The organism is Pedobacter sp. (assembly GCF_965279535.1).
Taxonomy (GTDB): Bacteria; Bacteroidota; Bacteroidia; order Sphingobacteriales; family Sphingobacteriaceae; genus Pedobacter.
Map to the genome: position 1 here is coordinate 782,121 of NZ_OZ257244.1, position 15,067 is coordinate 797,187.

The following is a 15,067-nucleotide window of genomic DNA, read 5'->3' on the forward strand; positions in this document are numbered from 1 at the left end:
TCATTCTCTCATTCACTCATTCTCTAATTCAATGCGTGAATGAGTGAGTTTTGAATGACTGAATGTTAATAGCAAACATCTCATTCAATCATTCACTCATTCTCTCATTCAATAATTCAATATTACAACACCAAAAGTCCGTAATCCCGGAGTGTATTAATTGGCTTGGAGTACCAAAAAAGTTCGAAGTTCTCCATTTCGGTTTCAAAATCGCTTTTAATCTCCTGGAAAGTATAAACTTTCTCTGCTGCTATTTGAATACGCACTAAAAAAGAGATTAGCCAGGCGCCTTCGCTTTTACTGGTTTGAATCGTAAAGCTTTCCTTTTTATCATGAAAAGTTAGTGTGGCCATTTCCCAGGTATTGCCCTTTTTAGTTTTGCTGAAATAGTCTATAACAGGTTGCCTGCCAATCCAAACTACTTTTGCTGTAGGTTTAATATTGAAGAGATCCTGGTCTACCAATGCTTTTTCGATGAAATCGGCATTGATTTTAGTTCGTGGAATTTTAAAATCGAACCAGTCCTGCAATTCGTAATCGAAGCAGATGCCATGCATAAAATTAAAAAGCGACTTTTTTAAGCCATAGCTAAATTTATTATGGTCGATTCCGGTTTTATCTATGTAATTAATGTCGTTATTAGCAAAGGAACCTGTACATGAAGTTTCTTTAACCACACCAAATTTCTCGGGGTACATGCCTACAGGGCTGTGAGCTGTCATTGCAAACTGGTGCCAAAAGCCCGATTGTAAGACCCCTGCCTCGAATAGTTGTCGCACCATTTCCAGGCTATCTACGGTTTCCTGAACTGTTTGTGTAGGATATCCATACATCAGGTAAGCATGAACCATGATGCCTGCTTCGGTAAAATTCCGGGTAACTTTGGCCACCTGCTCTACGGTTACTCCTTTATCGATCAGCTTTAATAGCCGATCGGAAGCAACTTCTAACCCACCAGAAACGGCAATACAACCAGAAGCTTTAAGTAAAAGGCACAAATCTCTGCTGAAGCTTTTTTCAAACCGGATATTGGTCCACCAGGTTACAGCCAATCCTCTTCTTAAAATCTCTAAAGCGACTTCCCGCATCAATGCAGGTGGTGCAGCCTCATCTACAAAATGGAAACCATTTTGGCCGGTTTGCGCTGCAAGCTGTTCGATCCGATCTACGATCTGTTGGGCTGCAACTGGTTCGTAAACACGGATATAGTCTAAGGAAATATCACAGAAAGTGCATTTACCCCAATAACAGCCATGCGCCATGGTGAGTTTATTCCAACGCCCATCACTCCACATCCGGTGCATGGGATTTACAATTTCAATAACAGAGATGTAATGATCCAGTAATAAATCGCTATAATCTGGCGTACCTACATCGGCCTGCTTATAATCATTTCTAAAAGAATCATTTCGGTAAACAACCTGATTATTTTCAAGCAGAAAAGTTCGTTTATAGGTTTTGGCCGCTTCAGGAATATCCTGGATAATATTTTGATAAAGCAATTCGATGGGTAATTCGCCATCGTCAAGCGTAATAAAATCGAAGAATTCGAATACCCGCTCGTCACTTAATGAACGGAGTTCTGTGTTTGGAAATCCGCCACCCATAGAAACTTTAATTTCAGGATGATTTGCTTTAAGCCATTGTGCACAACGGAAAGCACTATACAAGTTGCCTGGAAAGGGAACAGAAATGAGAAACAGTTGAGGCTGTATGGCATTGATTTTCTCTTCCAGGATGTGGATTAAAATTTTATCGATATAGCTTAAGGGTGCATTCAGAATCTGATATAATTCGTCAAAAGAGTTTGCGCTCCTGCCTAATCGTTCTGCATATCTGCTAAATCCAAAATTATCATCAATACATTCGACGATAAAATCTGAAATATCTTCCAGATAAAGTGTCGCCAGGTGCTTCGCTTTATCCTGGGTTCCCATAGCACCAAAAGCCCAGTCGAGCTCTTCCAATTGTGCAAACCTGGATGCCTCCGGCAAAAAATCGCCACTGCAAATCTGCAAGGCCAGGGTCGGGTTTTTTCCTTGAAGAAAAGCAATAACGGCATCAATGGTTTTAATGTAATCCTGTTGAAGGGCCAGAATGCGCTTAGAATTATCGCTGATCTGATCTACCTGAATAATAGCATTAAAAAGCCTTGTAATGCCTTGCTTGGAAAACAATTCTAAAATCACTTCAATGCCCAAATCTGCCTGGGTACAACTGATGTTTTTTGTATTGAGGAAACCTTTTATATACGCAGTAGCCGGATACGGTGTATTCAATTGGGTAAAAGGTGGCGTAATGGCAAAGATCTCGGTTTTCAAAAGGAATTGTTTTTTCTGCAAAAGTAAGGGATTTTTAAGGATTATAAATGCCCGAATGACACATCAGGGCAATTTCATTATTTAAAACAGTCGCCATTTTCATCTTTTTAAACTAAACTGCGTGTTCAAGCGTTTTAATACCACATCAACACGTTTTCTATTTTAATGAAATTTGTCCCGTTTTTCCTGCTGGTACTTTTTACTCAAGTTAGTTTAGCCCAAAAGGCTTTTCAATTTCCTAAGTTAAAATCTCAGGGTATTTCGGCTGATCAGTTAAAACCCGGTAACTGGAACATCATCAGTACTGCTGAAGGTGATTTGAATAATGATGGAGAAGCAGATATAGCATTGGTATTTGAATATTTTAAAGCAGTGGACGAGATCAGGGTTTATGGAGATAATACCACAGGCATTATTAAGGAGACACAAAAACCAAGGATACTGGCAATCTACTTAAAAAATAGCAGCAGTAATTCTTATAATTTATCCACCCAGAATAACGACTTCATTTTACGTTCTGAAGAGGGCGGTAAATTGGGGGATCCGCTGCAGCAAATTGCCATTAAAGACCAGCAATTGTATTTGCGTTTTCAGGGAGGAAACGACTGGCGTTGGGAATTGGGATATACCTTTAAGTTTGAAAACAAGGATTGGTTTTTAACGAATGCCATTAACCTTTACTACAACAATTCCAGCGGCGACATGACCGAACGGATCTACAATTTTAAGGATCGGGAACTCTACACCACTCATGGCAATTTATACCGAAGGGATATTTCGAATTATAAAACCAGTGAAGTGCTTTTCTTTTCCCAAATGCGCACTTTTAAAACCTTTAAAAAACCCTGGGCCTGGGAAATTATGCCGAATGTTTATCTTTAGTTTTAGTAGCAAGTATTAAGTAGCAAGTATTAAGTATCAAGTAGCAAGTATTGAGTAGCAAGTAGCAACAGCAAGTATTGAATAGCAAATAGATTTGACGCTCATGAAACATCAGGGGACTTAAATATCGTTTAGGATTTATCTTGCCATTCTCATTAATCCTTTTGGATCTCAGACTTCTGAGTCCAGCCTCCAGAGTTCACTGCTTTTAAAGTTGCTGTGCAATTACAAAGCCGCTTGCCCATGCCCATTGAAAATTGTAACCGCCAAGCCATCCCGTAACATCAACACATTCGCCTCCAAAAAAGAGATTTGGAACCTTTTTACATTCGAGTGTTTTAGAAGATATTTCGTTGGTATCAATGCCTCCCCGCATTACTTCTGCTTTATCATATCCTTTATCTCCTGCTGGTTTTACTTTAAAGTGATGAATAGTCTGGTCAATTAATTCGATTTCTGCTTTAGTTAATGACGCTACAGGCTTGCTTAGTGGTAAAAACTTGCCCAGGGCATCGGTAAACTTTTTTGTATAGAAACGATTGAGCAAAGTAGAAAGCATGGTTTTTCCATTCAATTTCCGCTCCTCCTCTAAAAGTTCGGTGATATGCTCATTTGGCAAAAGGTTGATATTAATCGTTTCTCCTCTTCTCCAAAAGGAGGAAATCTGCAAAATAGCCGGCCCACTTAATCCCCAATGCGTAAAAAGAATATTTTCTTCAAAAGCAATCTCATCATTGCTCACCTCGCAGAACACAGCGTTTCCAGAAAGTTGGGCAAACCACTCCTCATCTTTTCCGGTAATGGTTAATGGCACAAGGGCCGGTGCAGTTTCAATAATGTTTAGGCCTTGTTTTCGGGCAAACCGCAAAGCGAAGTCGGTAGCGCCCATTTTAGGAATGGGAAGCCCGCCGGTAGCGATAACCAACTTCTCAGCACTAAGCTGGATGGTTTTTCCATGCTTTTCGTAAGTCACTTTAAATCCATTGGGCAGGATGCTAATGTCTTTTACATCCGCATTGCATCTGATCTCTTGTCCGAAATCTTCGCATATAGACGTAAAAACCTGCACTACATCTTTGGCATTTTTTTGATCGGGAAATAGCTGTCCCAATGTTTTTTCTTTCCCTACAATACCATACGTTTCAAAAAAGCTGATGGTATCTTCAACCGTCCATTGTGTAAAAGCCGATTTAAGAAAATGCGGGTTAGCAGAGATAAACTGCTCAGCAGAAGCGAATTGATTGGTATAGTTACATCTTCCACCACCCGAAATCAGAATTTTAGCCCCTGGTTTATCGTTTTTTTCCAACACGACAACTTTCTTGCCCAAATACCCCGCCTGCACTGCGCACATCAATCCGCAAGCCCCGGCACCAATTATTATCGCATCTGCATCCATCAATAATCTAAATATTGTTACTTTTGTGCAAAATTAGCATACTTTTTCACACCTCATGGCAAAACAGATCAGCGAATTAAAATTAGGTATTTTAGGAGGCGGACAATTAGGGCGCATGCTCATCCAACAAGCAATCAACTATAATGTAACTTCATTGGTGTTAGATCCAGATCCGGATGCACCTTGCAAACACATTTGCAATTACTTTGAAAACGGTTCAATAACTGATTTTGATACGGTTTACAACTTTGGTAAGAAAGCAGATATTATCACCATAGAAATCGAAAAGGTAAATATAGACGCACTTGAGCAACTGGAGAAAGAAGGCAAACAGGTTTTTCCTCAATCGAGAGTAATTCGGTTAATTCAGGACAAAGGTGTTCAGAAACAGTTTTTTAAAGAAAACGACATCCCTACTTCTCCGTTCCAGATTGTGAATACTAAGGAAGACATGGAAAATAGTCATTTTCAATTTCCATATATTTTAAAGTTACGCAGAGACGGTTACGATGGCAAAGGTGTAATGAAAATCAATGATTCAGCTGATTTAAAAAATGCCTTTGATGCTCCCTGCATCATTGAAAAACTGGTAGATTTTGAAAAAGAAATTGCAGTTATTGTGGCGAGAAACTCCAATGGTGATGTTAAAACTTTTCCGATGGTGGAGATGGAATTTAATCCGGAAGCCAATTTGGTAGAGTTTTTAATTTCTCCTTCTACTTATGCAGAAAGCCTGCAGCAAAAAGCTGAAAATATTGCCAAGCAAATTGCCTCGGCCATGAACATCACAGGTATATTAGCCGTAGAGATGTTTGTAACCAGAGAAGGTGATATTCTGGTAAATGAAGTTGCTCCTCGTCCGCACAACAGTGGTCACCAAACCATTGAGGGCAATTACGTTTCTCAGTTCGAGCAACATTTGCGTTCAATATATAATCTGCCTTTGGGCGATACCTCGAGTATTACCAATGCGATTATGATTAATTTATTGGGAGAGAAAGGCTTTGAAGGGGTTGCAAAATATGAAAATCTGGAAAAAGTAATGGCTATAGATGGTGTATATGTTCACCTTTACGGCAAGAAATACACTAAACCTTTCCGCAAAATGGGTCATGTAACAATAGTAGACATCGACCGCGAAAAAGCAATTGAAAAAGCCAGATATGTGCAGAAAACGCTTAAGGTAATCGCTTAATCAATAAATAGAAAAGATAAATCAATATAAAATGAGTGACTTGAAAGTAGGTATCATCATGGGGAGTAAATCAGATCTACCCGTAATGCAGGATGCCGCAGATATATTAAAAGACTTTGGGATCGACTATGAAATTACTGTTGTTTCTGCACACCGCACGCCTGAAAGAATGTTTGAATATGCAAAGGCTGCTGCTGGCAGAGGATTAAAAGTAATTATTGCCGGTGCCGGTGGTGCTGCGCATTTACCTGGTATGGTAGCTTCTATCACTACCCTACCCGTAATTGGTGTACCTGTAAAATCATCTAATTCTATTGATGGCTGGGATAGTATTTTATCTATTTTACAGATGCCTAATGGTATTCCTGTTGCTACAGTTGCCTTAAATGCTGCTAAAAATGCAGGTTTACTAGCTGCGCAGATTTTAGCAACAGCTGATGAATCTTTGCGTAATAAGATGCAGGATTACAAAGACGATTTGAGAAAGAAAGTGGAAGAAAGTGCGGCTTCGATGTAATTAGAAGCTGTGAATCGATAGTCTGGAATCTGTCTGCAGTTCCTGACTATCGATATAAGTTAATTCAAGCTTGGATCAGCAGGGAAATTACTAATGTGGGCGTACTTAGGCCCCAGATTCACTATCACATCTCTCCACAGCTGTTCATCATCGTTATTGAAAATTAAATCAGTATCCGAGATATTACTAACCATCCAGGCATTCTGCTCAATTTCGCGCTCCAACTGTCCTGTATCCCATCCAGAGTAGCCCATAAAAAATTTCACTTCATCCTCAGCGATGGCATTGGTGTTTAAAAGAATCTTAAGGGTTTCGAAGTTACCGCCCCAGTATATGCCATTACCTATTTCTTCCCCGCTTTGCAACTTATCATAGCATCTGTGGATAAAATGAAGGGTATCGGCAGCCACCGGCCCGCCAAAGTAAATGTGGTTATTGGCTTCCCATAAATCCTGGATAACCTCATTCAGCACAAGATTTCCTACCTGATTCAGGATATAACCAACCGTTCCTTCATCACCATGTTCGGTTAATAACACCACCGATCTTTTGAAATTAGGATCTGCCATGAATGGCTCTGAAACGAGTAGTCTTCCGGTTTGGGGTTTAATATTATTTAGCATGACGAGAATCATTTGTGGCACCATAAAAGATGCGTATGTTTGTTTATGCAAGTTACAAATGAATTTCTACAAAACCTGCGCCAAGATTACAAAAGCGCAACGTTAGACGAATCTGACGTAGATAACAATCCCATTACCCAATTTAAAACCTGGTTTGAAAATGCAGTTTCTGCCCAGGTTTATGAGCCCAATGTAATGACCCTGGCCACTGTTGATAAAGCTGGCAGACCAGATGCCAGAATTGTACTTCTTAAAGGTGTAGATGAGGATGGTTTCAGGTTTTTCACTAACTATTTAAGCGCTAAAGGCAAGGAACTTAAAAGAAATCCATATGCCTGCTTAGTTTTCTTTTGGCCGGATTTGGAGAGACAGGTTCGCATTGAGGGATCGGTAGAGAAGTTAGATAAAGAAACCTCTGAAAATTATTTCAATACCCGTCCTGTAGCAAGCCAGATTGGTGCCATAGCCTCTCCACAAAGCCAGGTTATTCCGAACAGACAATTTCTGGAAGAAAAAGTGGAAGCTTTTAAAACCAGTACCGGAGAGAGGAATATTGCTAAACCAGCACATTGGGGTGGATATATTGTTAAACCTACGCGTATAGAATTTTGGCAGGGCCGCCCAAGCCGTTTGCACGACCGCATCAATTTTGAACTGATTAAAGGAAGCTGGGTTAAAACTCGCTTAGCGCCTTAAATAAATAATTGATTTAATTTAATTTTATTACTATCCACTTTATGATCAGAAACATTTCAGTAATCGGCTCCGGAACCATGGGAAATGGTATAGCGCATACCTTTGCTCAGCATGGTTTTCAGGTCAGCTTAATAGATATCAGCGAAAACGCACTAAACCAGGCACTGATAACCATTGGTAAGAATTTAGACCGGCAGGTATCCAAGGGAACGTTAACCCCGGAAGAAAAAGAGCATACGTTAAAGAATATTACTCCCTATACTGCATTCGAAGAAGGCGTGGCAATGGCCGATTTAGTAGTTGAGGCCGCTACTGAAAATACAGAACTGAAGCTTAGGATTTTTAAAGACCTGGATACTTTTGCACCCGAGTCGGCCATTTTAGCTTCCAATACCTCCTCCATTTCCATTACGCAGATTGCAGCTGTAACCAAGAGGGGCGATAAAGTAATTGGTATGCACTTTATGAATCCGGTTCCGGTGATGAAGCTGGTAGAAGTGATCAGAGGCTATGCTACCAGCGATGAAACAACCCAATTGGTGATGTCGATTTCTGCTCAACTTCAAAAAACCCCGGTAGAGGTTAATGATTATCCGGGGTTTGTGGCCAACCGCATTTTAATGCCGATGATTAATGAAGCAATATATACCTTATATGAGGGAGTTGCAGGAGTTCAAGAAATCGATACGGTAATGAAGTTAGGAATGGCTCATCCGATGGGTCCACTCCAATTAGCCGATTTTATTGGTTTGGATGTTTGTCTTGCGATATTAAAGGTTCTGCATGATGGTTTTGGAAATCCAAAATATGCACCTTGCCCACTATTGGTTAATATGGTAACGGCAGGCAGAAAAGGCGTAAAAACCGGAGAAGGGTTTTATCAATACACAGCAGGTTCAAAGGATATCGTGGTTTCAGATAAATTTAAAAAATCCTAATTTTTTTAGCATTTAATTTTATATTTGCTTTATGAATGAGCATCTGGATCCGAATGCAAGCCACTTAACACCTACCGATCGCGATATTGAGCGGGTGTTAAGGCCACAAGCTTTTGAAGATTTTACCGGGCAAGAGAAAGTGATGGAGAACCTGAAGATTTTTGTTCAGGCGGCGAAACTTCGTGGCGAAGCTTTAGATCACGTGCTTTTGCACGGCCCCCCGGGATTGGGTAAAACAACGTTATCTCACATTATTGCCAATGAGATGGCTACCGGGATTAAGGTGACTTCCGGGCCAGTGCTAGATAAACCAGGAGACTTAGCGGGCTTACTTACCGGACTTGATACCGGTGACATCCTCTTTATTGATGAAATTCACCGGCTTTCACCATTGGTTGAAGAATACCTTTACTCGGCGATGGAAGATTTTAAAATCGACATCATGCTCGAAACAGGTCCCAACGCCCGTTCAGTGCAAATTTCTTTAAATCCTTTCACCTTGGTTGGTGCAACTACACGTTCTGGTTTACTTACAGCGCCATTGCGTGCGCGCTTTGGTATCAATGCCCGTTTGGCATATTATGATGCCAAATTATTAACCACCATTGTACTGCGCTCATCAGACATTCTTAAAACACCAATTAGCGAAGAAGGCGCTTATGAGATTGCCCGCCGAAGTCGGGGTACGCCTCGTATTGCGAATGCACTACTCAGAAGAACACGGGATTTTGCTCAGATTAAAGGTAACGGTACCATTGATACTGAAATTGCCCGTTATGCATTAAATGCCTTAAACGTTGATGAGCACGGTTTAGATGAAATGGATAATAAGATACTATCTACCATTATTGATAAATTTAAGGGTGGCCCGGTTGGGTTAAAAACCATTGCTACCGCTGTTGGAGAAGATGAAGGAACGATTGAAGAAGTTTATGAGCCATTCTTGATTCAGGAAGGCTACATCATGCGCACTTCAAGGGGAAGAGAAGTAACAGAAGCCGCCTATAAGCATTTAAAAAAGAACTATCCGGGGCAAACGGGTAAATTGTTTTAAAAATGAGTGAATGAGAGAAGGATTGAATGAGTGAATGAGTGAATGTAAAAACCCAAAAGCCAATCTAGCGACTACATTAACATCTTGAAATTCACTCATTCGAAATTTAAAAATGAGTGAGTGTAAACCCAAAAGCCAATCCAGCGATTACATTAGGCATCCTATAAATTCACTCATTCAAAATTCTATCATTCGAAATTTAAAAATGAGTGAATGTAAAAAACCAAAATCCAATCAAGCGATTACATTGGGCATCCTATAAATTCACTCATTCAAAATTCTATCATTCGAAATTTAAAAATGAGTGAATGTAAAAAACCAAAATCCAATCAAGCGATTACATTGGGCATCCTATAAATTCACTCATTCAAAATTCTATCATTCGAAATTTAAAAATGAGTAAGTGTAAAAAATCAAAATCCAACCGGCGAGCGCACTGCACATTCCATCATTCAAAATTCTATCATTCAAAATTAATTTCTCCGAACATTTAACCTACTTGTCTGTTCATAGTGTACAAATCAAACATTATGAATATTGACATACGAAGATTAACGCTCGAAGACTATGCCGACCTTAAAGAATCTATGCTTCAGGCTTATGATAGCATGGGCGGACAGATTTGGCCAAAATCGAGCATCGCGAAACTCTTAAAAATTTTTCCGGAAGGCCAGCTCTGTATTGCGGTAGATGATAAAGTAGTAGCCTGTTCCTTATCTATTATTGTTGATTATGATGAATACGGCGATCGGCATACGTATAAACTCATTACCGGAGATTACAGCTTCTCTACGCATAACCCAAATGGCGATACCTTATATGGCATAGAGATTTTTGTCCATCCTGAATACAGGGGGTTACGTTTGGGGAGGAGGCTTTATGAAGCCAGAAAGGAACTTTGCGAGGGTTTAAACCTGAAAAGTATTATTGCCGGGGGAAGAATACCCGGGTATCATGCCTATGCAGAAACTTTATCTCCAAGACAGTATATCGATAAAGTGAAGGCAAAAGAGATTTACGACCCTACCCTCACCTTCCAGATATCGAACGATTTTCACGTCCGAAAGGTATTGAAGAATTACCTGCCTGGAGATCATGAATCGAAAGAATTTGCCACACTTATTGAGTGGAATAACATTTATTACCAGGGCGTGGATGCATCTGCGCGGTCTGCTATGACTATTCGCCTGGGATTGGTTCAATGGCAAATGCGCTTATTTCCAGACATGGAATCTTTTTACGAACAGGTGGAATTTTTCGTAGATGCGGTAAGTGGCTATAAATCGGATTTTGTGATGTTCCCGGAACTGTTTAACACGCCCTTACTACAACCTTACAATCACCTGCCTGAGATTGAGGCGATGCGAAAACTTGCAGAAAAGACAGCAGAAATTGTACAGAAAATGCATGAATATGCTTTAAGCTACAATGTAAATATCATTACAGGAAGTATGCCGCTACTGGATAATGGCAAGCTTTACAACGCCACCTATCTGTGCCACAGAACAGGAAAGATTGATGAATACAGAAAAATTCATATCACACCCAATGAGCAAAAGTACTATGGAATGGTTGGAGGAGACCAGGTGCAGGTATTTGATACCGATTGTGGAAAAGTGGGTATCCTGATTTGCTATGATGTCGAATTTCCTGAACTAAGCAGAATTTATGCCGACCAGGGCATGCAAATACTGTTTGTTCCTTTTCTTACTGATACGCAGAATGGTTATACCCGGGTTAGACATTGTGCGCAAGCGCGGGCGATAGAAAATGAGTGCTATGTGGCTATTGCAGGTTGTGTGGGCAACCTTCCTAAAGTAAATAATATGGATATCCAGTTTGCACAGTCAGCGGTTTTTACGCCCTCAGACTTTGCCTTTCCGACCAACGCAGTGAAAGCGGAAGCAACACCTAATACCGAAATGGTGTTAGTAGTGGATGTAGATCTTCACCTTCTTGATGAATTGCATCATTATGGAACCGTTAAAATTTTAAAGGACCGCAGAAAAGATCTCTACCAGATTAAATTGCTGAAATAAGCCTTTCAATTGAAATGCTACAATAACCATTCAGCTATTTCCGTTAACAACAAAGCCGATTGAAATTCAATCGGCTTTGCTTTAATTATTTTCTCATGGCGAACCAAATGATCAAGCCTATGATTATCGCTATCGGAATCACCCACTTAAGTGCCTGCCCTGCTCCATTTTCATCTTTTTCTGTAACGGCAGGTTTTGCAGGCCCCGGATCGGCTTTATGACTCTCGTAATCTTTTTCTATCGGTTTTGGAGCTGCTCCATGTTCCGTATGTTGTGGATCAATATTTTCCATGTCTGTGTTAGTTGCGTAAGCGCCTACTCAAATGACTAAGCCTACAATTAATTAATTTAGTTTTCTGTATTTAGAACAAGCAAGCAGTTAAAAGGTTTTGAAACTTAAGCCTTATCTTTGCAAATCTGTGTATAACAATTCAGCAAAATATAGCCATTTAATTAAAGCCGAAGCCCTTCGCCTGGGTTTCATTGCCTGTGGTATTTCTAAGGCAGAGTTTTTAGAAGAAGATGCACCACGACTGGAGAAATGGTTACGTCAAAATCATCATGGTGAGATGAAGTATATGGAAAACTATTTCGATAAAAGACTGGACCCGAGACTTTTAGTTGATGATGCAAAATCCGTAATATCTTTATCTTTAAACTATTATACTGAAGAAAAGCAAACAGATCCAAACGCACCTAAAATCTCTAAGTATGCTTATGGGCAAGATTATCACACTGTAATCAAAGATAAATTAAAAGAATTGTTATGCTTCATTGAGGAAAATATCGGAGCCGTTTCAGGCAGGGCTTTTGTCGATTCTGCACCTGTTTTAGACAGGGCCTGGGCCAAACGCTCTGGAATTGGCTGGATTGGTAAAAATTCTAATCTGATCAGTAAAACCGATGGTTCTTTCTTTTTCCTCGCTGAGTTAATCATTGATTTGGAGCTGGATTACGACCATCCCTTTCAAACTGATCACTGTGGTACCTGTACCCGTTGCTTAGATGCATGTCCAACAGATGCTATTATCGCTCCTCAGGTAGTTGATGGAAGCAAATGTATTTCTTATTTAACCATAGAACTTAAAGAAGAAATCCCTGCACAATTTAAAGACAAAATGAGCAATTGGATGTTTGGATGTGATATTTGCCAGGATGTTTGTCCCTGGAACAGATTCTCGAAAGCCCATAACGAACCTGCATTTATGCCTGAAAACGGGCTACTGGATCTCAGTGCAAAAGAGCTTACAGAAATCACCGATGAAGTCTTTAAAAAAGTATTTAAAGGTTCGGCAGTTAAGCGTACCAAGTTTTCCGGATTGAAACGAAATATTGACTTTTTGAAAGGGTAGCAAGTTTAATAACCACAGCGCGAATAGACGCTCATTTTAAATCGCTTTGATAATACTGGTTTATAGTTTAATGGCCCTGTCAAGCATCAGCAGGAGGAATGGATTGCTTCATTCCCCCGGCATGACGAATTGATTCAGTTTAGGATGAAAATGTTATCAATTAACTGAAAAACTATTATCGCTTTTTACCTTATCGGGTGTGTGTGGATTGCCCATTACCACTTTTGATAGCTTCTTTATAGTACTAATTTCCAGCTGTACCTGCTTATCCCCTTTTTCCCAAACACCAATATTGGCATGTTTTCGTTCCCTGCTTCCATCGGTGTAAATAAGTTCCAAATCAATGGGAAGTGCTTTAGTGCCTTTATTTTCGACAGTCACCTGATATCCGGCAGTAGTTTTATTGACCGATTTAATGGCTAAATCCAAAACACCACCTTCAAAAAACCAGCTTTTCCAAAACCAGTTCAAGTTCTTTCCGCTTCCTTCATTCATGCTAAAAAAGAAATCATAAGGCATGGGATGCTTACCATTCCAGTTCCTGATATAATGATGTAAGGCCTTAGTAAAAAGCTCATCTCCAAGATAATCCTTCACAAAAAGATAAGCTAAACCTGGTTTAGGGTAAGAATTTGTAAATGAACCAGAACCTTTCAAATCAGGAGTAAGTGTCATGATAGGCGTATCGTCATGGCTACCAGATGATGAAGCTGTTGGTTGAATACCGTATTCATCCACAATGCTCGAATCAATCATTGGAGAGATCAACCACTCTCCAATAGTTGCCCAACCTTCATCCATCCAGCCATATTTTGTTTCATTAATACCCATGTAAAAAGGAAACATCGTATGAAAAATCTCATGATCGGTCAAGGTAATTGCATCTTCCCTGTTATCTACGGGATTATCATTTACCATCATCGGGTATTCCATCTGATCCAGACCATCAAAAATAGTTTCATGGCTATATGGGAAAGGCCATTTTGGAAATTGATAACTCATAGCGTAAACCGTTTTCCTGGCAAAATCAATTACCTCGTAATAATCCTTATGTTTGGGATTAAAAACAGCATCTACACGGGTTCTTCTCTTCGTAACAGGATCTACGATCAAACTGGTAGATTTCCATAAATAATGATCACTCAGTGCAAAAGCAAAATCTGTAACATTTTTTGCTTCAAACTTAAAGGTATTAAAAGCTTTAGGAAGCGTTACCTTTTTAGTGGTCAAATCCTGATCGGTAATCACATCAATAACAGCATCGTTCTTTTCAGCCTGTGCGATCCTGGAAACAATATCCTGCTGATAAACCTCAGCGGTATTTTTCAAATCGCCGGTAGCCCACACACCAAAACCTCCAGGTACCGTGATATCTACATTAAACTCATCAAAATCATTATAAAACTCTTCTGCACCGGTGTATGGGTATTTATTCCATCCATCCACATCATCATAAACGGCTATCCTCGGAAAAAAATAAGCAACAAAATGAGATCCCTCGTCTACTTGGCCGGTACGGATATGCGAACCCTTGTTCAGGGTATAATCGTAATTAATTGAAAAGACGATTGTTTTACCAGGCAACACTGGCGGAACAGCGAGGGTCATATTGGTTCCATCGATATTAAAATGGCTATTCTCCTTTCCGTTGGCCATGAGTTTTCTGATCACTACGCCTTCACCCTGATCTGATTCTGCAATTTTTGATTTTCTCGGCACCCCTTTCTTGTAAAGGTTCGGATAAAGTTTAAACCAGATTTCCTTTAAAGTATCCGGACTATTATTGGTGTATAAAACATCGACCTTTCCTTTCAACAAACGTGTTGCAGGATTAAAATCAACCTTTAGATTATACTTAGCTGTATTTTGCCAGTAATTTTTACCTGGCTTTCCGTTTTTACTTCTGGTTCCTTTTTGATAAGTCTGCTGAAATACGGCTGAAACCGGTAATTCGGTTTGTGCACTAACGTAAAGCGATACAAACAGTAAAAAACTAAGTAATTTAATTGATTTCATTAAGGCTTAACAGATTAAAAGAGGTTGATAATCAA

At 39.8% G+C, this 15,067-nt stretch carries 13 protein-coding genes; 8 read left to right on the forward strand and 5 right to left on the reverse strand.

Annotated features, from left to right (window positions below):
* Positions 1–122: 122 nt before the first annotated feature.
* Complete coding sequence (locus ACQY77_RS02990; RefSeq protein WP_421939472.1) at positions 123–2,321, reverse strand: B12-binding domain-containing radical SAM protein; 2,199 nt, start codon at positions 2,319–2,321, stop codon at positions 123–125.
* A gap of 165 nt (positions 2,322–2,486) precedes the next feature.
* Here ACQY77_RS02990 and ACQY77_RS02995 point away from each other — a divergent pair, with 165 nt between their 5' ends.
* Complete coding sequence (locus ACQY77_RS02995; protein WP_421939471.1) at positions 2,487–3,203, forward strand: hypothetical protein; 717 nt, start codon at positions 2,487–2,489, stop codon at positions 3,201–3,203.
* Positions 3,204–3,411: 208 nt separating this feature from the next.
* Here the strand turns inward: ACQY77_RS02995 and ACQY77_RS03000 are convergent, their stop codons facing one another.
* Entirely contained in the window at positions 3,412–4,602 is a 1,191-nt protein-coding gene (locus ACQY77_RS03000) for an NAD(P)/FAD-dependent oxidoreductase (protein ID WP_421939470.1), read from the reverse strand.
* Positions 4,603–4,657: 55 nt separating this feature from the next.
* Between ACQY77_RS03000 and ACQY77_RS03005 the strand changes: the two genes are divergently transcribed.
* Entirely contained in the window at positions 4,658–5,797 is a 1,140-nt protein-coding gene (locus ACQY77_RS03005) for a 5-(carboxyamino)imidazole ribonucleotide synthase (protein ID WP_421939469.1), read from the forward strand.
* A 31-nt stretch (positions 5,798–5,828) separates the two neighbouring features.
* On the forward strand, positions 5,829–6,314 hold the full coding sequence (gene purE, locus ACQY77_RS03010; protein WP_421939468.1) for a 5-(carboxyamino)imidazole ribonucleotide mutase: 486 nt from the start codon (positions 5,829–5,831) through the stop codon (positions 6,312–6,314).
* A 59-nt stretch (positions 6,315–6,373) separates the two neighbouring features.
* Here purE and ACQY77_RS03015 read toward each other — a convergent pair whose 3' ends face one another.
* Positions 6,374–6,937, reverse strand: a complete 564-nt coding sequence (locus tag ACQY77_RS03015) for a YqgE/AlgH family protein (protein ID WP_421939467.1) — start codon at positions 6,935–6,937, stop codon at positions 6,374–6,376.
* Between the two features lie 45 nt (positions 6,938–6,982).
* Here ACQY77_RS03015 and pdxH point away from each other — a divergent pair, with 45 nt between their 5' ends.
* From pdxH to ACQY77_RS03035, 4 genes are all read left to right on the forward strand, one after another.
* On the forward strand, positions 6,983–7,633 hold the full coding sequence (pdxH, locus tag ACQY77_RS03020; RefSeq protein WP_421939466.1) for a pyridoxamine 5'-phosphate oxidase: 651 nt from the start codon (positions 6,983–6,985) through the stop codon (positions 7,631–7,633).
* 44 nt (positions 7,634–7,677) lie between these two features.
* Positions 7,678–8,571, forward strand: a complete 894-nt coding sequence (locus ACQY77_RS03025; protein ID WP_428430140.1) for a 3-hydroxybutyryl-CoA dehydrogenase — start codon at positions 7,678–7,680, stop codon at positions 8,569–8,571.
* 31 nt (positions 8,572–8,602) lie between these two features.
* Positions 8,603–9,625, forward strand: a complete 1,023-nt coding sequence (gene ruvB, locus ACQY77_RS03030; RefSeq protein ID WP_421939464.1) for a Holliday junction branch migration DNA helicase RuvB — start codon at positions 8,603–8,605, stop codon at positions 9,623–9,625.
* A 530-nt stretch (positions 9,626–10,155) separates the two neighbouring features.
* The gene (locus ACQY77_RS03035) at positions 10,156–11,664 is read left to right on the forward strand and encodes a GNAT family N-acetyltransferase (RefSeq protein WP_421939463.1); all 1,509 of its coding nucleotides are present in this window, start codon (positions 10,156–10,158) and stop codon (positions 11,662–11,664) included.
* 85 nt (positions 11,665–11,749) lie between these two features.
* Here the strand turns inward: ACQY77_RS03035 and ACQY77_RS03040 are convergent, their stop codons facing one another.
* Positions 11,750–11,956: a hypothetical protein gene (locus ACQY77_RS03040; RefSeq protein ID WP_421939462.1), complete on the reverse strand. Its 207-nt coding sequence runs from the start codon at positions 11,954–11,956 to the stop codon at positions 11,750–11,752.
* 127 nt (positions 11,957–12,083) lie between these two features.
* Here ACQY77_RS03040 and queG point away from each other — a divergent pair, with 127 nt between their 5' ends.
* Positions 12,084–13,016 carry a tRNA epoxyqueuosine(34) reductase QueG gene (gene queG / locus ACQY77_RS03045; RefSeq protein WP_421939461.1) on the forward strand — a complete coding sequence of 311 codons (933 nt, stop codon included), beginning with the start codon at positions 12,084–12,086 and terminating at the stop codon, positions 13,014–13,016.
* A gap of 156 nt (positions 13,017–13,172) precedes the next feature.
* Here the strand turns inward: queG and ACQY77_RS03050 are convergent, their stop codons facing one another.
* Positions 13,173–15,032: a M1 family metallopeptidase gene (locus ACQY77_RS03050; RefSeq protein ID WP_421939460.1), complete on the reverse strand. Its 1,860-nt coding sequence runs from the start codon at positions 15,030–15,032 to the stop codon at positions 13,173–13,175.
* Positions 15,033–15,067: the final 35 nt, after the last annotated feature.